Below are 19,938 nucleotides of genomic sequence, written 5' to 3' on the forward strand. Positions count from 1 at the left end.
TCAATGGAGGCAACTCTAGCGGCTGTCCCACAGCCATGAGCGGTCGCGCCACAGCTTTTCGCCGATCAGGCAGTCGTATTTCGGCTGCGCCTGGGCAAGCATGACGGGAGGATGCGCCGCTTCCTCGGCCGCCCACTGGCGCGACGCCGGTCCGGCCAGTTCCATGACCAGCTTGCGCCGGATCGCCTCGGGAAACTGCGACCACTCATTGACGGGAATCATGAAGGCGCCCGGCCCGCCAATGACGCAATCGGCATAATAGCGGTCGAGGTCCTCGACGTCGTAGGCGTTGCCGAAGCCGCCATTGGTCATCAGTGGCAGGCCGTTGATGGTGATGCCTTGCGCCACTGCCGCGTCGCGGATGAGATCCACCGGCGGCCCCTGGTTGTTGGGGCCGTCACCCGAGATATCGATCACCCGCTTCAAGCCGCGAAAGGCGCTTTCGGCGAAAAGATCGGTGCCGAATTCAAGCGCACTCGAGATCGAGGTCCGGCGGGCGCTGTTGGGCGGCTTGGCCGACAGCTGGCGCACGACGCGCTCGGCATCGGCGCGATTGGCGATGACCGTCCACGGCACGACGACGATCTGCGACGTCGAGCCGGCCCATTCGACATAGGTCACAGCTATCTTGCCAAAAGCGCCCTCGGCGATCACCTCCAGCACGCGTTCATGGGTCAGCGCTGCCGCGTAGCCGTGACGCTGTATCTCGAGTTCATCGGGCGACATGGAGAGCGAAACGTCGACGGCAAGCACCAGCTCGACATCGACCTGTTCAGCTGCGTTGGCATGAAGGCCGAGACCTAGCATCAGTGCCAAGGCAGCACCGCCTGCGAGAAGAGCTTTGGCCACGGCAGACATGCACGAAGGGTAAGCGAGATTCGCCCGCTTCAAAAGAAAAGCCCGGCCAGAAAGCCGGGCTTTTCAATCACATTGTCGGGAAGCAGGCCGCGAAACCGTCACTTGGTCGAGGAGATACTACGCCTTTTCGCCCGAGCCTGCAGGCCGACCGTAAGAACGATCGAAACAATGAGCACAACCGGCAACCCGCTCGGCGGCATGATTGCCGTCAGTATGGCTGTCCAAACGACGAGTCCCCAACCGACGAACACGGGGATCGGCAGGCCATGCCGGTCGAGCCAGAAGATGAGTGCGCCGAGAATGAGCAGCGGAACGGCCAGCGAGCCAATGGACTGCCAGAACACACCACCGGAGAGCGCCAGGTCGAGCGGTTGCGCCCTGAGCGGCGCCCAGTGATCCCAGGTCCACATATTGAGCGACGACCAATTCAGCAGTTCCGCGGGGATATCGGCCCCAAGCACAAGCAGGTGAATGATGCCGAGCGCGATCAACGCAACGGCGCTCCATTTGACCATGGCTTAGATCTCCTTCGATTGGTGCGGGCAGCGCCACATGGCATCACCATACGGTAGCGTATGTATAGCAATTGCCTCGAAACCGCCATACGGATGCGTATGGCGCGGCGTGATGCCGCAAGAAAGAGACGCGATGGCTGAAAAAGGCGTGGAAGCGAAAAGCGAGATTAAGGACCTGACGCGCGAGGATTGGTTGATGGCCGCTGTCGCGGCACTTGCCGAAGGGGGCGTCGAGGCCGTCAAGGTGGAGCGCCTCGCCAAGTCGCTCGGCGTCAGCAAGGGCTCGTTCTACTGGCACTTCAAGGACCGGCCGCAATTACTGGCAGCTATCCTCGACGTCTGGGATGCGGATTTCACGCAGCAGCTGATCGACAACGCGGCGGGCTTGGCAACGCCCAAGCAGCGCCTGCGCCATCTCGCGCAGGACGCATTGGTCAAGACGGTCTACGGCATCGATTCGGCACGCGCCGAAGCAGCGATCCAATCATGGGCTGCGACCGACGCGCATGTCGCCGAACGTCTGCGAGCCGTGGACGCCGCCCGCCTCGCCTACCTTGAAAAGGAACTTGCCGCCGCAGGCCTGGCGTCCGAAACGGCTCGTGCCAGGGCGAAGATGCTCTACCTGGCGCTGCTCGGCCTCTATTCGGCACGGGGCTACAATCCAGACCTCGCCGACGATGGCGCTTATCTAGCGCTGGTCGAACTGGTCCTCGAATAGCCCAAGCCCAGCGTCAGCTGCGCGGCTTCAGGTTCTCCGGATCATAGAGCGGCTTGTAGCCGATGCCGACAACCTCGACCGGATAGGTATCTGCGAAATATTCGACATTCAGCTTGCGGCCTTCCTGGCAGTAGGCGTGAGGCAGGTAGGCCAGCGCGATGTTCTTGCCGATGGACGGGCCGAAAGCGATCGAGGTCGTGTACGAGCGGCGGCCGAGTTCGTCGACCAGCACCTCGCCGGTCTCCGGGTCCATGACCGGCAGCGTGCCGACCGGGTAGCGCTTGACGCCGTTTTTGTCGGTATTTTCGGTCATCTCCAGCGTGCAGAGCATGGCGGGCTGATGATCGCGCGCCTTGTACTCCAGATGCTTCGCCCTGCCGCGGAAGTCCGCTTCCTTGACCTTCGGACGGGCAAGATCGGCCTCGATGAGGTTGTACTGGGTGAGAAGATCGGCGTTCTGCAGGCGCAGGCTCTTTTCCATGCGACGCGAGTTGGCATAGGTCTCGACGCCGAAGGCCATGACGCCGGTCGAGCGCAACGCGTCCCAGACGGCCAGGCCGTCCTCGTACTTCATGTGCAGTTCCCAGCCCTGCTCGCCGACATAGGAAATGCGGAAGGCGGTAACGTTCTTGCCAGCAATCTCGATCTGCTTGATCGCGGCGAAGGCGAAGTTTTCCTGGTCGAGCCCAGCTGGGTTTGCCACCACCTTCTTCAGCGTCTCGCGGGCGTTCGGTCCCCAGATGCCGATGGTGATGAATTTTTCCGAGGTGTCGGTGATGGTGACGTCGAGGCCACGATCCTCGGCGACGCGCTTCATGTAGTGGAAGTCGCGCGGGCCGGCATCGGCACCATTCACCAGCCGGCAGCGGTCGGCCATGCGGAAGACGGTGAAGTCGGCGCGCACCATGCCCTCGTCGTCGAGGAAGTGGGTGTAGACACCCTTGCCGATGTTGCCGTCGCCGCCGATCTTGGCGGCGCAGAGCCATTCCAGCAGCTCGACATGGTCGGGGCCCTCGATATCGACCATGTGGAAATGGCTGAGGTTGACGATGCCGCAATCCTCGCTCATCGCCAGGTGCTCGGCGTTGGAGACGCGCCAGAAGTGCCTGGAGTCCCACTCGTTCTCGCGCACCGGCACGCGGTTGCCATACTTCTCCAGCAGGTGCTCATTGGCCTTGTAGCCATGCGCACGCTCCCAGCCGCCAAGTTCCATGAAGTAGCCGCCGAGCTCGACTTCGCGCTCGTAGAAGGGCGAGCGCTTGACGTTGCGCCCAGTGGCATAGGGCTCGCGGGTGTGCACGGCCGGGAAATAGATCTTCTGGGCCGCCTCGAAGGTGCGGCCCTCGATGAACTTCTCTTCCAGCTGGTGCGGATAAAAGCGGGCATAGTCGATCGAGTTGTGGTCGATCTCGGTGCGGCCATCGGTCATCCAGTCGGCGATCAGCTTGCCGTAGCCGGGGCCGTCCTTGACCCAGATGGCGACGCAGTACCACAGGCCGCGCACCTTCTGGCTCTCGCCGCAGGAGGCGCCGCCGGCAGCTGAAACCTGGAGCAGGCCGTTGAACGAGTGGCTTTCATTGTAGCCGAGTTCGCCGAGGATCGGCGTCAGCTCCATGGCACGCTCGAGCGGCTCCATGATCTGCTCCATGTCGAGATCGCGCTGCGACGGCGACAGGCGCGCCTCATGTTTTTCCAGGAGCTCGCGCGGATGGCAAAGGCGCGGGTTGGTCTGCTCGTAATAGCCCCACTCGATCTGGCCGCCCTCGGTGGTCTTGGGGTCGCCGGTGTCGCGCATATAGGCAGAGTTGCCTTGGTCGCGCAAAAGCGGGAAGCCGATCTCCTTGCCGGTGCCCTCGAACTCGTTGTACGGGCCGAAGAAGGTCAGCGGGTGGTCGACCGGCATGACCGGCAGGTCCTCGCCGACCATTTCAGCGATCAGGCGGCCCCAGATGCCGGCGCAGACGACGACATGGTCGGCCATGATCGTGCCGCGATGGGTGACGACGCCCTTGATGCGGCCGCCCTCGACAATCAGCGACGTCGCCGGCGTGTTGCCGAAGACCTGGAGCTTGCCGGACTTCTCTGCGGCATCGACCAGCTTGCCTGCCACCGTCTGCGAGCGCGGGATGACGAGACCCGCATCGGGATCGAACATGCCGCCCATCACCTGATCTTCCTCGATCAGCGGGAACATCGCCTTGATCTCGGCGGGCGAAACGTAATGCGCGCGGGTGCCGAACGCCTTGGCCGAGGAAAGCTTGCGCTTGATCTCCTCCATCCAGCTGTCGTCGCCGGTGCGGGCGACCTCGAGACCGCCGATGCGGGCGTAGTGGCCCATCTTCTCGTAGAAATCGATCGAGTACTGGGTCGTCCAGACCGACAGATAGTCGTGGCTGGTGGTGTAGCAAAAATCAGAGGCATGCGCCGTCGAGCCGATGTCGGTGGGCACGCCGGACTTGTCGATGCCGACGATGTCGGTCCAGCCGCGCTCGATCAGGTGATGGGCAATCGATGCGCCCACGATGCCGCCCAACCCGACGATGACGACCTTTGCCGCTTTCGGAAACTCAGCCATTACCCACGACTCCGAGATGATATTTGCGGGCAGACTATAGAGCGCCGCGGCGCGATTGCAGCCTGTTTGCGACATTGCCACAAGGCCGCGCGACCTCACGAAAATTGCTGGCGATCATCAAGCAGACGGCAAGTCATACGACTACGTTAACCGGGCTTTGTAGTTTGTTCGCTAACAAACGTCCGAAGTCATGGGGAGAAGGCTTTCAACATCGTGCAGGGCCTCAAAGTCGCGCATTCCGAAAAAGCGGATTCGAAGAGCCGCGCCGCCGAAACACCGGCGGTGGCCCTCGATCCCGATTTCGATTTCCAATCGAGTGAGTATGCCCGTCTCTACGCCGTTTCCGACGCGACGGCGTTCCAGCATCCGCTCTGGCTCACAGCCTTCTACCGCCTGGCCGGACACCGGGGTGCAGAGAAAATCGTCGTCACCGGCCGGCACCCGACGGGCGGGGAATTGCTGTTCGTGCTGCCAATGATCAGACGGCGACACACCGGCGTCGTGCTGCTCGAAAGCTGCGATCTCGGAGTCAGTGACTATGCGGCGCCTGTTGTCTCTGCGAACTTGCCCGACAACGCACCCCTCGCCCCGGCTGTCCGCGCTGTCCTGCCCGCCTTCGACATCCTGCGCCTCCGCCCGGTGCGCCCCGAACATGTTGCCCTATGGCAGCTCCTGCTAGGCGGCGAAGCCCGCAAGCTCGATTTTTCGGCACATGCCACGGACCTGCACGACAATTTCGCCATATGGCGCGAAACCGCCCTCGACGGCAGTTTCCGACGCATGCTCGACCGCAAGAAGAAGCGGTTCCTCAAGCAGGAAGGCGCGCAGTTGCGGCTGCTTCGCGAGCCAGGCGAAATCCGCGCCGGCATTGCCCAACTCGCCCGGCTGCGCGCCGGTCGCTTCGACAGCGACCTGATCCAGGGTGCGGAGGTCGAGCAATTCTATGCCGACGTGGCCGCGACCGGCGCAGCCACCGGATTTGCCCGGACTTACGTAATCGCCATAGCCGGCGAAACGATCGGCTACGCCTTCGGCATCGCGGTGGCTGGCCGCTTCAATTACCTGCTGATCGGCTGTGACTACGATGCCCACGGGCGCCACTCGCCGGGGTTGGTCCTGTATGACTCGATGATCGAGGACTGGATGGCAAACAATGGAAAGGTCTTCGACTTCACCATTGGCGACGAGCCGTTCAAACACCAGTTCGGCACCACTGCGACGCCGATGTTCCTGGTGGGCGAAAACGCCACCTGGCGCGGCCGGCTGGGGGCAGCCGCCTTCGCTGCGCGCGAACAATTGCGCAGGCTGCGCACCAAAACCGACGACAACGCCAACTCGGCCAATAAGACCGTTTCTGGGGGGAGTGATGCGGACAAGACCGGAGTTTCTTGAAAACTCAGTCATCATTGGCGCGCATCCCGATGATGAACTGCTGTGGTTCAACTCGATCCTGCGCGACGCCGACGAGGTCATCATCGTCTATCGCGAGTTTTGGGCGCAGCCGCGGATCGGGGCGGCGCGCAGTGCGGCCATCGCCGAGTATCCGCGCGACAACGTCACCTGCCTGGACATCGACGAATCCGGGGCTTATGGCTGCGCCAACTGGGCAGAACCGGTACTGACCGACTACGGCATCGGCTTCAGCATCGAGGCCAACCGGCGGGCGATGACGCGGCTGGCGCGCATTTCGATTGCGGCCCTGCCGACGGTGAAGTTGCAACGCATCGCCGCAGCGAGCGTCGCCAATGCCTACGAGGCCAACTTCCAGGTCCTATGCGACCGCCTGGAAACGCGCTTGAGACCCGACATGAACGTCTTCACCCACAATCCATGGGGCGAGTACGGCCATGAGGAGCACATTCAGGTTTTCCGCGCGCTCAACCTCTTGCGCGACAAGATCGGCTTCAAGCTGTGGATGTCGAACTACTGCACGGAACGGGCCCTGCCCCTGGCCATGCGCCACTTCTCGGCCACTCCTGGGGCCTACATCAGGCTGCCGACGGACAAGGCATTCGCCAACGAGGTGGCCGATGTCTATCGCAAGCATGATTGCTGGACCTGGGCAGACGACTGGGCCTGGTTCGACGAGGAGTGCTTCATGGAAGCACCACGCGAGGCTGCGGAGACCGCAGCGCATAGCCACCTCTTCCCGCTCAACTTCTTCACCATCGACGCGTCGCGGTCGAAGAACTGGCTGCCGATTGCACTGACGATGTCCGCGGCATCGGCAGCACTGGCCGTGACATTGGCCGACGCCATCTGAGACCGCGCGGTCAAGCCACCGCCGTAGCGTGATTGCTACATCGCCGACCGGCGCTCGCCGGTTGGCGGACGGGCTGATGTCCAAATGAATAGTGGCTGGAAAGATCCAGTCGCATTCCAAGCATTGCCTTAGGCATGTTTAACGTTTTTATCGCCATTTACCTGTAGCTGAATACAACAACGTCGTGTCGATCGAACTTGCCGCAGGTGCCGAAGATGAACACCACTTTCACTCCGCCTCCTGCCTCCCTGAGCTCACGCCTCAAGGCCAAGACAAGAAGCCCGCTTTTTCTTTTGGCCATGGCGTTTCTGCTCATCTGCGCCTTGCTGGCACTGCCGGTCGCCGTGCCGATCGGCCCGATGTATTGGGACGTGCTGATCTATTACGATGCGGCGAACCGCATTTTCGACGGTCAGGTGCCGATCAACGATTTCTTCACGCCCGTCGGCCCGCTCGGCTACTACCTGTTTGCCGGCTGGGTGACGCTGTTTCCCAATGCACAGCCGGCACTTGTGGCGCACTGGTCGCTGCTCGCCGTCACCGCGCCACTGATGGCGCTGGTACTGTGGGATGTCGGGCAGCGCTCGCGCGGCATCGCATTCGCGCTGCTGGTGCCCTTCCTGCTTTTCGCGCTGCTGCCCTTCAACACCCGAGAATTCTATCCGTTCCCCGGCTCCGACGCCTTCGGCATCTACAACCGCCAGGTCTGCCAGATGCTGTATGTGCTGGTGGCGGCGCTGATGTTCGTACGCAATCGCTACCTGCTGGTTGCGCTGATTTCGCTCACCATGACCGCGCTGTTCTTTCTCAAGATCACCGGTTTCGTCGCTGGCGGCGTCATCGCCGCCTATGCGTTTTTCGCCGGACGGGTGAAGTTCCGCTATGCGTTGGAAGCACTGGTCATCTTCGCCGCTGTGCTTGCCGTCATCGAGGTGGCCAGCGGCCTAGTCAGCCACTATGTCACCGACATCCTCAGGCTGGTGATGATGAACGGCGGCACGCTGCTGCCGCGCTTCCTGCAATCGACGTCGATCAATTTTGGCGTCGTGCTCGCCACCTCTGCCCTGGCAATCGTTTTGCTCTGGTCCGACCGGCGCAAGCTGCTCGAGCGCTTCGCCGCCGACCGGAAGACCTCTGTCACCACAGCGGTTTCAGGGCTTCTCGACCACAATGGCCTTTGGCTGCTCGCGGTGCTCTTTGCCGGCGTGCTGTTCGAGACGCAGAACACCGGCAGCCAGGCTTTCATCTTCCTGGCACCGCTCGTCGTCGCCATCCTGCTCAAGGCGTCCAAGCTCCTTTCCAGGCCAATGGTGTTGTTGTCTGTGCTGGCACTCGCCGCTGCGGTCGTGTTGCCACCGGCGTTGTTTGTCATCGAACGCGCGGCCCGCGCCTATATCGGCTCACTCAAGAACCAGCCCATCGCGCAACGCAATCTGGGTACGCTCGGTGCCGTCAACATGCGCAGCGAAGTCGCCGTTCGCGTCGACCACATGCTGAAGTTCTATCCCGAGCACCGCTCGCTCTATACCGATCTCACCAATGCCGGCGAATTGCCGACGCCGCTGCTCTATTCCGACTTCGACTTCCAGGTCACCTATCTGAGCAACGTCGACACGGCGGTCGATTCCATCCGCAAGCTGGAGGCCGACAAGGGCATCCGCTTCAACACGCTGATGTCGCTGAACTTCGTCAACCCGTTCCCTTGGCTGCTGGACCGCTCGGCGCCGCTGCACATCGCCATCGGCGCCGATCCGATGCGCGCGGTGCCCGATCCCGGCTCGACCGAAGAGGCTGCGGTGGCGGACACCGACCTCATCCTTCTGCCCACCTGCCCGCCGACGACGGCCAATGCCGCGCTCTACGACATGTACAAGAGCGGCCTGACCCAGCACCGCCGTATCCAGCTCGATGCCTGTTACGACGCCTTCGTCCACCCCCGGTTCTTCGCCGCGCTGGACAAGTAGGCTTCGCCTCCAAAGCGGAAAGGCTCAGTTCTTCTCGCGGTCGTAGAAGTCAGCCGTGTTCTCGGCCAGGAACATCTTGCGCAACCTCGGAGCGCCCTGCTTGCCAGTGACCACCAGCACCTTGCCGGAATCGGGTATTCGCAAGCCTCGACCTCCACCAGCGTCGACAGTGCGAGATAGCGCATCGTCCTCATCCCGGTGTTGATGATCTGGTGAGCCACTTCAGCTCCGCCAGTTGGACAGGCGATGACGTCATGCTGGCGGATCGGAAAGCGCTTGTCGCCGAAGCGAAGCTCGCCCTCGCCTTCCAGGATGAAGAACATCTCCTCTTCGCCGTGGTGGCAGTGGAACGGGCATTGAACCTTGCCCGGCGGCAGGATGGTCAGGTTGTAGCCGAGGCTTTGCGCGCCGATGTGACGGCTTATCGACGCCCTCTTCGACGTGTAGATGCCATTCTCCTCGATGTCGTCGAACTCGACCTCGTCCAGGTTCATGATCGGCTTGACCATTCGCTCCTCCCGATTGTTGCTCCGCCGCACAATCCGAGCATGCCTCGCTTGAGAAAGCCGGACAACCGCCTCCCGCCAACAGCGACAACGCCCTCCGGCAACCAGCCAACAAAAAAGCCGGGTCGAGACCCGGCTTTTGAGGCGACAGGGATGATGTCCCCTTACTTGACCTGGCTTTTGACGAAATCCTTGACGATCGAAACGATGCCACGGCCAAGCAGGCTGTCGAGAGCGGCGATCAGCACGTCGACGTCAGCGCGGCTGCAGGTCAGCGGCGGCAACAGGCGCACCACATTGCGATTGTACTCGGTAAAGGCCACCAGCACGTCGTAGTCGCGCAGCAGCAGGGCACCGACGAAGCCGGACAGCGACCCCTTGAGCTTGTCGTCGAGCACGCTGACCACCGGGCGCAACACCATCGGCAGGGTCTGCGAGAAGTCGTGGAACTCGAGCCCGACCATCAGGCCCTGGCCACGAACTTCCTTGATGATCTTGGGGTACTTCGCCTTGAGCTCCTCCAGCCGCTCCAGCAGATAGGCGCCGGTGTTGGCCGAATTCTCGATCAGGCCCTCGTCATAGAGCACGTTGAGCGTCTCGATGGCCGTGATGCAGCCCTCGCCGATGCCGCCAAAGGTCGCCATGGCGTGGATCATCGCCGTCTTGGGCGTGCCATAGGCCTTCATGTAGACGTCGCGGCGCGCGATCATCGCGGCCATCGCCGCCTTGCCGCCGCCCAGTGACTTGGCGACCGCAGTGATGTCGGGCACGACATCATAGTGCTCGAAGGCATAGAAGCGGCCGGAACGGCCGACACCGCACTGCACCTCGTCGGCGACCCAGATGACGCCATACTGGTCACACAGCGCGCGCAGCTTGTGCCAGAATGCGGCCGGCGCCTTGTTGATGCCGCCGCCGCCCTGGATTGTCTCGAGCACGATGGCACCGATTGCCGGATCGGAACGGAATGCGTTTTCGATGGCATTGATGTCGCCGAACGGCACGCGCACGGTGTTTTCGGTGAGCTTGAATTCACCGCGATAGAGCGCGCCGTCGGTGACCGAGAGCACGCCCTTGGTCTTTCCGTGGAACGAGTTCTCGGCGTAGACGATCTTGGGACGTGCCGGACCGGCCGCACGCTCGGCGAGCTTGACCGCGGCTTCCATCGCTTCCGAACCGGACGAGCCGAAGAACACCATGTCGAGATCGCCGGGCGAAATCTGCGCCAGATTGTAGGCCAGCGCCGAAGCATATTGCGACATGAAGGCGATGCCGATCTCGTGGCGCTTTTCGTCCTGGAACTTCTTGCGCGCCTCGAGCACACGCGGATGGTTGTGGCCGAGTGCGAGCGAGCCGAAACCGCCGAAGAAATCGAGGATCTTGCGGCCGTTCTGGTCGATGTAGTGCATGCCCTCGGCACGCTCGATCTTGATCTTGTGGAAGCCGAGCAGCTTCATGAAATGCAGCTGGCCGGGATTGAGATGCGCCTTGAACAGGTCGGTCATTTTGGCGACGTCGAGCGCCTTGGCCTGCTCGACCGACATCAGGTTCGGCTTGGCGAGCTTTGCCGAAGTCATTGCCGGCGCCACAGCGACAGCATGCGAATGGGCCGTATCCGGCTTGGTAACGAGCGTCATGTTCATATCCTCTATTCGGCCGGGGCGTGCTGTGGGGACGCAGTGACGCCGTCCTTCTTGGCGCGATATTCCTTATAGGCGGCGATGAGCATGTCCTCGTCGCGATATTGCGGCACCCATCCGAGCTGGCGCTCACCCTTGGAGACGTCGAGCACGCACTCCTCGTCGGCGATCAGATATTGCTCCGGATCCATGATCGGCATGTTCATCAGGTCGAGAAGGTCGAGTGTACGCTTGACCGCCCAGCCCGGCGTCGGCAGCAGGATCGACTTCGAACCGGCATGCTTGACGAGGTCGCCGAGCAGCTTGCGCACCGGCGGCGGGTTGAGCGAACCGAGATTGTAGGCCTCGTTCGGCACGCCGGCCTTCCAGGCAAGCCGCGCGGCTTCGGCGCAGTCAAACACCGAGATGAACTGATAGGGGTTCTTGCCCGAACCGATCATCGGCACCGGCAGGTTCCAGTCGATCAGCTTGAACAGCTTTTCCAGGATGCCGAGACGGCCGGGCCCGATGATCAGGCGCGGGCGGAATAGCGAGATGTTCATGCCGCGCTCGCGCCAATCGGCAGCCAGTTCCTCGGTCTTCTGCTTCGACCAGCCATATTCGCCCAGCGGCGCCACCGGATGCTCTTCGGTCATCGGCTGGGTTACGGTGTGGCCGTAGATCATGTCGGTTGTGTAGTGGACCAGCTTCGGCGCCGCCGCATGGTCCATCGCCTTGATGATGTTTTCGGTGCCGAAATAGTTTACCGGGAAGAAGAAATCGTGGCGCTTGGCTCGAACCTGCAGCGGCGACAGCATCTTGGCCGACAGGTTGTAGACCATGTCGTCGGCCTTGATGCCGACAGCAGCGATCGAGGCCGGCTCGGTCACGTCGCAATTGATAAAGCGTGCATTGCGATAATGCGCGAGATCGCTCTTGACGATGTCGGCAACGACAACCTCTTCGCCATCGGCGATCAGTTTGGGCGCAAGATGACGACCGACGAAGCCGTCGCCTCCGAAAATGATGTGTCTCATCGCAAAAGCTCGCTTGTCTTGGTGGGTTCGTTAGAGGCCGCGGCGACAACTTCGCCGTGGTCGCGGCCACTCTGGGCGATCAGCACGGTGCCGACGCAAATGAAGGCGATGCCGGCGATGCGCCAGGCATTCAGGTCTTCATGGAAGACGAAGTAGGCGAACACCGCAACCGCGACATAGGCCAGGCTGAGGAAGGGATAGGCGAAGCTGAGTTCGACCTTCGACAGCACGTAGAGATGCGATGCCATCGAGATGACGAAAGTCAGAAGGCCGGCGAAGACCCAGGGACTGAAGACGATCTGCAGTATCTTGATCAGCGGATTGGTGCCTTCGAAAGAAAGCGGCCCGAGCGACATCATGCCCTGCTTGAGCATCAATTGTGCCGCCGCATTGGTCATCACTGTGAAAAGGATGAAGATGATATATTTCATTGCTTTGTCCGTCCTTCGCACAACCTAACGGAAAGCTCCTGATATTCTGTGAAGCTTTCCAAGCAATTTGAACTTTTCCCGCACGTCTCTAACAAACGCCTACTCGGCCGCCTGCGCCGTCTCGCCATTGCGCCCGCCCAGCCGGCCGGCGGTGCGGGCCCAGAAGTCGGACATGAATGCCGGATCGCGCATCGCCTCGAGCCGCTGCCAGTCCGGGAACGAAGCGGCGAATGTTTCGGCCGACATGCGCGCGTCCTTGTAGGGATTGACCGCGCCACCCGCGCCCACGGTGATCCGGTCGAGTTCGGCAAGCAGCTCCAGCGTGCGCCGGCCATGGTTCGGAAAATCGAGCGTCAGCGTGTAGCCGGGGCGCGCGAACGACAGCAGCGCCGGCGAACGCTGGCTGCCAAAGCGCTTGAGCACCGTCAGGAACGAGCCCTGCCCCGCGCGCCGCGCCGCCTCCAGCAAAGCAGGTATGGTCTCGCGGGCCACCCCTTCGGGCACGACGCTCTGGTGCTGGTAAAGCCCGCTCGGACCGTAGAGCCTGTTCCAGTCGGCAACCCCGTCGAGCGGAAAGAAGAACTTCTGGTAGCTCGCCTGGCTTTCCCTCAGCCGGCCGCGCCGCCAGCCATAGGCTGCGTTAAACAGCTTCAGGAAAGGCCGGTTGAGCAAGGTCAGCGGCGGCTGGAACGGCACTGAAAGTTTCGCTGTGCCGCGCTCTGCCGTCCGCGCGCCATAGGTTGCGTGGTTGCCCGAAAGCAGCAGGCCTCGCCCGGCGTGCTTGCCGCCGGCCATCTGGTCGATCCAGGCCACGGCATACTCGTTGTCGCGATCGGCGGCTTCGGAAAGATCGAAATATTCGCCGAGGCTGCCGAACGGCTTGACCGTCTCGGCAATGTCGAGCGAAGGCACACGCATCAGCCGTATCGCGGCGGACAGGATGATGCCCGTCAGCCCCATGCCGCCGATCGTCGCCCAGAACAGCCGGGCGTTCTCCGCCGCCGAGCAGGCATAGGTGCGCCCGTCCGAGCGCAGCAATGTCAGGCGCTCGACATGGCAGCCGAAACTGCCGCGACGGTGATGGTTCTTGCCATGCACGTCGTTGGCGATGGCGCCGGCGAGCGTGACGAACTGGGTGCCTGGCACCACCGCGGGGAAAAACCCGTGCGGGGCGGCGTAAGCGATGATGTCTGCGAGCAGCGCGCCGGCCTCGGCTTCGATCAAGCCGGTCTCGGCATTGAAATATAAGACGCGCTTGCGCGGCCGCATGTCGACGACCGCACCGGCGCTGTTCTGGCAACTGTCGCCATAGCTGCGGCCATTGCCATAGGCGAGCAGCGATCCGGCGCGTGCCGTCCCGCCGGCCAGCAGCTTCTCTGCCTCGTCGATATCGATCGCCTGGCTTGCGCCCGGATTGGCGCGGCCAAAGCTCTGGTAATCAGCCAGTCCCACGCTCACAGTCCCGCCACCACAAGCAGCACCGCACCGGCGAAAACGACGATCTGGCTGCGCCAGTCGCGGATGATGAAGACAACCGGGTCGTCATGCAGTTCGTCGCGCCGCGCAAGGATCCAGATGCGCATGGTGAGATAGAGTACGATCGGTGCCAGCGGCCAGACCAGCCAGGGATGCTGGTAGAGCTCGCGCACTGCGCTGCTGTCGATGTAGAGCGCCAGAACCAGCGCCGAGGAAAACGCCGACGCCATGCCGGCCTGGGCAACGATCTCCTGGTCCTCGATGCGGTAGCCGCGTCCGGCAATGCGTTCGCCGACACTGAGGCTGGACGAGCGCAGCTCGACATAGCGCTTCACCAGTGCCAGCGAGAGGAAGAAGAAGATCGAGAATGCGAGCAGCCAGAACGACACGTCAACGCCGGTAGCCGCCGCACCCGCCAGGATGCGCAGCGTGTAGAGCCCCGCAAGGGTCAGCACGTCGAGCAGCAGCATGCGCTTGACCGAAAGCGAGTAGGCGGTCGTGGCAACGAGATAGACCAGCAACACACCGGCAAACTCGATTGTCGTGAAGGCCGCCGTTGCGAGGCTGATGCCAAGCAGTATGCCCACCGACGCCAGCCCGAACGGGATCGACAGCCTGCCGCTGGCGAAAGGCCGTTCGCGCTTGGTCGGGTGTACCCGGTCCAGCGCCAGATCGAAGAAGTCGTTGACGATGTAGATGGCCGAAGCCGCCGCGCTGAACGAGATGAATGCCAGAACCGCCGGCACCAGCATCTCGGTATTGAAATATTTGTGCGCCAGTACGAGCGGCACGGCGATCAGCACATTCTTGAGCCACTGATGGACGCGCAACATCTTGCGGACGGTGCGCAGATCGGGCTTCGGCGTCTCTATGAGCTCGGACTGGTGGCTGGCCTGCCAGCGCGCGGCGGCGCGGTCGGGCGCAACGACGATCGCATCACGCGCGGCATCGAACACCTTGAGATCGTGGCGGCTGTTGCCGGCATAGTCGAAGCCGCCGTCGCCATAGGCTTCCACAAGCGCCTTGCGCTTGCGTTCGGCGGTCAGGTTTTCACCGCCGTCGCTGGCAAGTACGGCGTCGAACAGGCCGAGATGGCGAGCGATGGCTTCTGCAAACTTGCGTGGCGTGCCGGTGGCGAGGACGAGCTGGCGGCCATTGGCTTGCTCTTCACGCAGGCGTTTCAGCACTTCCGGCCGGTATGGCAGGGTTGCCGGATCGATGTCGACCGCAGCGGCAATCGCCTGCTTGAGACGCGCGGGACCCTTGAGCAGCCAGAACGGCACCATGAAGATGGTGAGCGGATTCTTCTTGAGAAGGGCGAAAAGTCCTTCCCACAACAAATCGCTGGCGATCAGCGTGCCGTCGAGATCGACGGCCAGTGGTACTGCCTTGTTGTCTGAACGCGCATCCATAAAACTGCCTGCCCTGCCCCTTGCCGGACGGCGTGAACCTTCCGGACCCCTTGCCGCTATAGCGGGCGACCGGGTTCCGGATGGTTAAGGTCGAGGCCGAATGCTAAACGAGCACCAGTCATTTCGCTAGTCATGCTTAAGCAGACGTTAGCAGAATGCAGAAAAGGCCGAGCACATGCCCGGCCTTTTCGATCATTAGCCAGCAGGTTGGCCAGCTTTACTTGATGCGGGCGACGCCGCCCGAAATCTCTACTGTTTCACCACCGGTCAGCGCTTCGCGGTCGCCATTGGGCAAGGTCACGAAGCAGCCGCTCGAGCAGAACTCGACCGTTTCGCCGGCGGCAAGGGAAAGCTCCGTCTTGGAGCCACCTTCCGTGACGATCAGGGTCCGTGGTTCGGCATCGAGGTTTACCGCGCTTGCAGCATGCGCGGCGCCCGACATTGCCAGGACCAGCGCGCCTGCGGCGACAAGAAACCTTTTCATTCTGCACTCGGTGTTTCCACCGCCCCTGTTCATCTCAGCAAGGCATTTTCGCCGTTTGCATGAGAGCTTATATGAGTTTGAAGCTGAACGGCAACTGAATGCCTTGTTCATGCCATAATTGGGTCGAGCCCGTCTGCCGTCATTCCGGATCCGGCTTTTTGGACCTTCCCGGCTTGCGGCCGGCCGCAGCTTGTGCCGCGCGTTTGCTGCGCGCTTCCTCGAGTTCGGCCACCTGTGCCTCGACCTGCTCGTCGTCGGCAGGCCACTTTTCCGCCGGCTTGACGTCATGCGCGCGGGCTGTCGACGGGATGGCGATGTTCTCGCGCTCGAACGCCTCAAGGACGCCGAAGCGGATATCGTTCTGCACGGTATTGCTGCCGAGAAGATCGGCCAGGAAGAACCGCATCTCGAATTCCAGCGCCGCCGGGCCGAAATTGGCAAACAGCACGAAAGGCTCCGGGTTCTTCAGCACCATCGGATGCGAGCGCACGATGTCGAGCATGATCTCGTGGGCCCGCTTGGCGTCTGAATCGTAGGCTACGCCAATCTTTATGTCGACGCGGCCGAGCTTGTTGCGATGGGTCCAGTTGCCGACCGCGCTGTTGATCAGGTCCGAATTGGGCAGGATCACCGACTGGCGCTGGAAGGTTTCGATCTCGGTAGCGCGCACGCTGATCTTCTTGACCGTACCAGACACGGCACCCGCGACGATCCAGTCGCCGACCTTGAACGGACGTTCGGCCAGCAGGATCAGGCCCGAGACGAAGTTCGACACCACATTCTGCAAGCCAAAACCGATGCCAAGGGAGAGCGCGCCGGCAACAAGTGCGAGGTTGGAAAGATCGATACCGGCTGCCGAAACCGCGATCAACCCGGCGATCGCCACGCCGGCATAGCCAATGGCGAGACGGATCGAATTGCGCACGCCGGCGTCGACCTTGCCGCGCGCCATGACCGAACCGTCGAGCCAGCCCTGGAACCAACGCGTCACGAAATAGCCGATGGCAAACACCATGACGCCGGAAAGCAGGCCGGCGGGCGAGAAGGTGAAACTGCCGATCTGGAAGCCCGAGCCGATGCGGTAGAGCCAGGTGATCATGTCGCCTGGCTGGAAACCCCAGGTAAACAGGATCAGTGGCACGCCGACGATCAGCACGAGCAGATTGATGACCATACTGGTGACGAGGCCAAGCTGGTCGAGCGTTGCATCGTCGAGGGTGAACATCCGCTTGATGCGCCGGCCAACCGTCGTCTTGATGAAGGCGTCTTCCACGTTGATCGCCTGTGACGACAGGAAGCCGATATACATCGTCGCGAGGATCGTGCCGGTAATGACGATCTGCTGCGACACGAAGCGCGCAAGCCCGATGTAGCCCAGCAACGCCGCGGCGATCGTGACACCGCCAAGGGTAAGCACGATGTAGCGGAAGAGACGCGGCCACGGTTTCGGACGGCCTTCTTCATCGACGAACGGCTTGACCAACCCGATCAGGATGACCAGCACGCCGATCACGACGGTCGAGGTCAACGCCTCGCCGACGGTCAACGCCAGCGGCGATCCAAGCACGCGGTAGACCGAGCTCAGGAAGTAATCGAGGCCGGTGAAGAGGGCTGTCGCCGTGATCAGAAGCATCAGCCAGCGCGCCGCACGGCTTTCGACCGGAATCAGCCGCCACTTGGGCAGCCTGGGCGACAGCACGGCCATGCCAAGGCGCGAAACGAAGAACACGATGGCGATGACGTAGAACAGTGACCACAGCATCGCACCGATGTCGCCGCGCAGCACCTCGAAATAGTCGAACAGGTAGTATGTGACGCCAAGGAACACGACCAGTGCCGCCGACTGCATGAAGGTCGACCAGAAGGCGACCGAAAGCCGGCTGAGGTAGGACGGCTCCTCTACCCTGCCGTCGGGTTCGAACATCCGGCCGAACATGCGCCGGCCGCCGATGATGATCACCGCTGCCGCGCCCAGGGCGAAGAACGTTGCAGCCAGCATCGACTTGAGCTTGAAGCTGGCAACAAAACGAATCCAGGATGCGACCGTCCGGTAGAGGTCGTTCATCTCCGTCTTGAAAGCGTCGACCACCTCCGATCCCAGGGCGAAATTGATCTGGTAGCGCTTGGTCAGCAGGTTCTGGAACAGGTCGCGGCGTATCTCGGTGATCTGGCTGATCAGCTTGTCGATGCGGATCGACAGGTTCTCGGCAACGCCGAGCACGGCATTGATTTCGGTTTTCTCGGCGTTCAGCTTCTCGCGCTCGCTGGTCACGACTGCAGGCTCGGCCGGCTGGCCCTCCGCCGGCGGCTTGCCAAGCTGTTCGAGCCGGGTGTTGATCTCCATCAGGCGTGGACGGAAAGCGACGCCGCTTTGCAGGAGTTCACGCGACAGCTGCTCGAGTTGCAGGCGGATATCGACGAGACCGGCATCGTCTTCAGCACTCAGCTCCATCTTCTTCTGCAGCGCATCCGTCTTGGCGGTAAGGCTGGAGATGACCTCCTGCTGGTCGGAGACGACGCCTGCCGGCGCTTTGCCGACATCCTGCGCTGCGGCCTGCGCCACAAGCACGGCCGTGAAGATGAACAGGGTGGCAGCAATGCGCCGGACTGTAGAAAAAAACATGATTTGTCAGCGACTCACGGTCTGATTGCCGAATGAAAAGGCAAGCCATTGATAAAGACGCGCATCTTGCCGGGCAAGCCGATGCGCGCTGGCCCATGTGAAAGTCGGCCTGACGAAAAACAATGGCGGAATATTGGCTTGATCGCAGCAGTGCTGCCTGTAGTGTCCCCGCGCAGCCTGAAGGATGACATGAAGTATGGCGGAATATTCGGCCTTTTCGCTTCTCAAGAACGCGCTCAGCGGCAACCGCGACTGGAAGCCGGCGTGGCGCAAGCCGAGCCCCAAGGCCTCGTATGATGTCGTCATCATCGGCGGTGGCGGCCACGGATTGTCGACGGCCTACTATCTCGCCAAGGAGTTCGGCATCACCAACGTTGCCGTGCTGGAAAAGGGCTATCTCGGCTCCGGCAATGTCGGCCGCAACACCACCGCCGTGCGCTCCAATTACCTGTTGCCGCAGAACACGCGCTTCTACGAACACTCGATGAAGATGTGGGAGAACCTCTCCCACGACCTCAACTACAACGTCATGTTCTCGCAGCGTGGCGTGCTCAACCTGGCGCACACGCCCGGTCAGCTCGACGACCTCGCGCGCAAGGGCAACGCCATGCGCCACCTCGGCGTCGACGCCGAACTGATGACGCCGGCTGAGATCGGCCGCCGCGTGCCCGGGCTCGACATGTCGCAGCAGGCACGTTTCCCGATCTATGGCGGCCTGATGCAGGAACGCGCTGGTACCGCCCGCCACGATGCCGTTGCCTGGGGTTATGCCCGGGGTGCCGACCGCCGCGGCGTCGACATCATCGAAAATTGCGAAGTCACCGGCTTCCTGCGCGATGGCGACCGGGTCACCGGCGTCTCGACCAGTCGTGGCGAGATTCGCGCCAGGAAAGTCGCGGTTGCAGTTGCGGGCAGCACCGGGCGGGTGATGCAGCTTGCCGGCATCGACCGCATGCCCATTGAGAGCCATGTCCTGCAGGCCTTCGTCTCGGAATCGCTGAAGCCGTTTCTCGACACCGTGCTGACCTTCGGCATGGGCCATTTCTATGTCGGCCAGTCCGACAAGGGCGGCCTTGTCTATGGCGGCGACCTAGACGGCTACAATTCCTACGCCCAGCGCGGCAGCCTGCCCATCGTCGAGGAAGTCATGAGCGAGATGCTGGCGCTGTTCCCGTCGCTGGCGCCCGTGCGCGTGCTGCGCTCATGGGGTGGGGTCTGCGACATGTCGATGGACGGCTCGCCGATCATCACCACCGGCCCCCTGCCCGGCATGTATCTCAATTGCGGCTGGTGTTACGGCGGCTTCAAGGCAACGCCTGCTTCCGGCTTCTGCTTCGCCCACACCATCGCCAAGGACGCGCCGCACGAGTTCAACGCGCCCTTCACGCTCGACCGCTTCAGCCGTGGCACCGTCATCGACGACAAGGGCCAGGGTCCGACGCCACGGATGCACTAGG

The 19,938-nt window shown here is 62.3% G+C and carries 16 protein-coding genes; 5 read left to right on the top strand and 11 right to left on the bottom strand.

From position 1 onward, the window contains the following. Nucleotides 1-15: 15 nt before the first annotated feature. Together J1C56_RS10670 and J1C56_RS10675 are read right to left on the bottom strand one after the other, a co-directional pair. Nucleotides 16-858: a DUF1194 domain-containing protein gene (locus J1C56_RS10670; protein ID WP_214388829.1), complete on the bottom strand. Its 843-nt coding sequence runs from the start codon at nucleotides 856-858 to the stop codon at nucleotides 16-18. A 98-nt stretch (nucleotides 859-956) separates the two neighbouring features. Beyond that, nucleotides 957-1,373, bottom strand: coding sequence for a DUF6463 family protein (locus tag J1C56_RS10675; RefSeq protein ID WP_214388830.1), 417 nt, complete (start codon nucleotides 1,371-1,373; stop codon nucleotides 957-959). A 133-nt stretch (nucleotides 1,374-1,506) separates the two neighbouring features. Between J1C56_RS10675 and J1C56_RS10680 the strand changes: the two genes are divergently transcribed. After that, entirely contained in the window at nucleotides 1,507-2,091 is a 585-nt protein-coding gene (locus J1C56_RS10680; RefSeq protein WP_214388832.1) for a TetR/AcrR family transcriptional regulator, read from the top strand. A gap of 13 nt (nucleotides 2,092-2,104) precedes the next feature. Here the strand turns inward: J1C56_RS10680 and J1C56_RS10685 are convergent, their stop codons facing one another. Continuing rightward, complete coding sequence (locus tag J1C56_RS10685; protein WP_214388834.1) at nucleotides 2,105-4,666, bottom strand: GcvT family protein; 2,562 nt, start codon at nucleotides 4,664-4,666, stop codon at nucleotides 2,105-2,107. A 213-nt stretch (nucleotides 4,667-4,879) separates the two neighbouring features. Here J1C56_RS10685 and J1C56_RS33440 point away from each other — a divergent pair, with 213 nt between their 5' ends. The 3 genes from J1C56_RS33440 (at nucleotide 4,880) to J1C56_RS10700 (ending at nucleotide 8,893) form a co-directional block, all read left to right on the top strand. Beyond that, entirely contained in the window at nucleotides 4,880-6,058 is a 1,179-nt protein-coding gene (locus J1C56_RS33440) for a GNAT family N-acetyltransferase (RefSeq protein WP_214388836.1), read from the top strand. Beyond that, nucleotides 6,033-6,929 (top strand): hypothetical protein, encoded by an 897-nt coding sequence (locus J1C56_RS10695; protein WP_214388837.1) that lies wholly within the window; start codon nucleotides 6,033-6,035, stop codon nucleotides 6,927-6,929. The genes J1C56_RS33440 and J1C56_RS10695 overlap by 26 nt, the downstream gene beginning before the upstream one ends. A 215-nt stretch (nucleotides 6,930-7,144) precedes the next feature. Next, nucleotides 7,145-8,893 carry a glycosyltransferase family protein gene (locus J1C56_RS10700; RefSeq protein WP_214388838.1) on the top strand — a complete coding sequence of 583 codons (1,749 nt, stop codon included), beginning with the start codon at nucleotides 7,145-7,147 and terminating at the stop codon, nucleotides 8,891-8,893. On the opposite strand, the gene J1C56_RS10705 is transcribed toward J1C56_RS10700, so the two are convergent. The 8 genes from J1C56_RS10705 to J1C56_RS10740 all read right to left on the bottom strand — a co-directional run bounded on the left by J1C56_RS10705 (nucleotide 8,845) and on the right by J1C56_RS10740 (nucleotide 18,481). Then, nucleotides 8,845-9,402, bottom strand: a complete 558-nt coding sequence (locus tag J1C56_RS10705; RefSeq protein ID WP_246591306.1) for a cupin domain-containing protein — start codon at nucleotides 9,400-9,402, stop codon at nucleotides 8,845-8,847. The genes J1C56_RS10700 and J1C56_RS10705 overlap by 49 nt on opposite strands. A 161-nt stretch (nucleotides 9,403-9,563) precedes the next feature. Then, nucleotides 9,564-10,976 carry an aspartate aminotransferase family protein gene (locus tag J1C56_RS10710; RefSeq protein WP_246591350.1) on the bottom strand — a complete coding sequence of 471 codons (1,413 nt, stop codon included), beginning with the start codon at nucleotides 10,974-10,976 and terminating at the stop codon, nucleotides 9,564-9,566. Nucleotides 10,977-11,047: 71 nt separating this feature from the next. Continuing rightward, the gene (locus J1C56_RS10715) at nucleotides 11,048-12,055 is read right to left on the bottom strand and encodes an NAD-dependent epimerase/dehydratase family protein (protein ID WP_214388848.1); all 1,008 of its coding nucleotides are present in this window, start codon (nucleotides 12,053-12,055) and stop codon (nucleotides 11,048-11,050) included. Further along, entirely contained in the window at nucleotides 12,052-12,486 is a 435-nt protein-coding gene (locus J1C56_RS10720; RefSeq protein WP_214388850.1) for an EamA family transporter, read from the bottom strand. The genes J1C56_RS10715 and J1C56_RS10720 overlap by 4 nt, the downstream gene beginning before the upstream one ends. Nucleotides 12,487-12,585: 99 nt before the next feature. Next, nucleotides 12,586-13,938: an FAD-binding oxidoreductase gene (locus J1C56_RS10725; RefSeq protein WP_420797380.1), complete on the bottom strand. Its 1,353-nt coding sequence runs from the start codon at nucleotides 13,936-13,938 to the stop codon at nucleotides 12,586-12,588. Nucleotides 13,939-13,940: 2 nt separating this feature from the next. Next, entirely contained in the window at nucleotides 13,941-15,374 is a 1,434-nt protein-coding gene (locus tag J1C56_RS10730) for a UbiA family prenyltransferase (RefSeq protein ID WP_214388853.1), read from the bottom strand. A gap of 217 nt (nucleotides 15,375-15,591) precedes the next feature. Continuing rightward, nucleotides 15,592-15,858 (bottom strand): hypothetical protein, encoded by a 267-nt coding sequence (locus tag J1C56_RS10735; protein ID WP_214388855.1) that lies wholly within the window; start codon nucleotides 15,856-15,858, stop codon nucleotides 15,592-15,594. Nucleotides 15,859-15,997: 139 nt separating this feature from the next. Then, nucleotides 15,998-18,481 carry a mechanosensitive ion channel family protein gene (locus J1C56_RS10740; protein ID WP_214388857.1) on the bottom strand — a complete coding sequence of 828 codons (2,484 nt, stop codon included), beginning with the start codon at nucleotides 18,479-18,481 and terminating at the stop codon, nucleotides 15,998-16,000. Nucleotides 18,482-18,677: 196 nt separating this feature from the next. On the opposite strand from J1C56_RS10740, the gene J1C56_RS10745 reads away from it, so the two are divergent. Next, the gene (locus tag J1C56_RS10745; protein WP_214388859.1) at nucleotides 18,678-19,937 is read left to right on the top strand and encodes a sarcosine oxidase subunit beta family protein; all 1,260 of its coding nucleotides are present in this window, start codon (nucleotides 18,678-18,680) and stop codon (nucleotides 19,935-19,937) included. Nucleotide 19,938: the final 1 nt, after the last annotated feature.

This window comes from Aminobacter anthyllidis (genome assembly GCF_018555685.1).
GTDB lineage: Bacteria > Pseudomonadota > Alphaproteobacteria > Rhizobiales > Rhizobiaceae > Aminobacter > Aminobacter anthyllidis.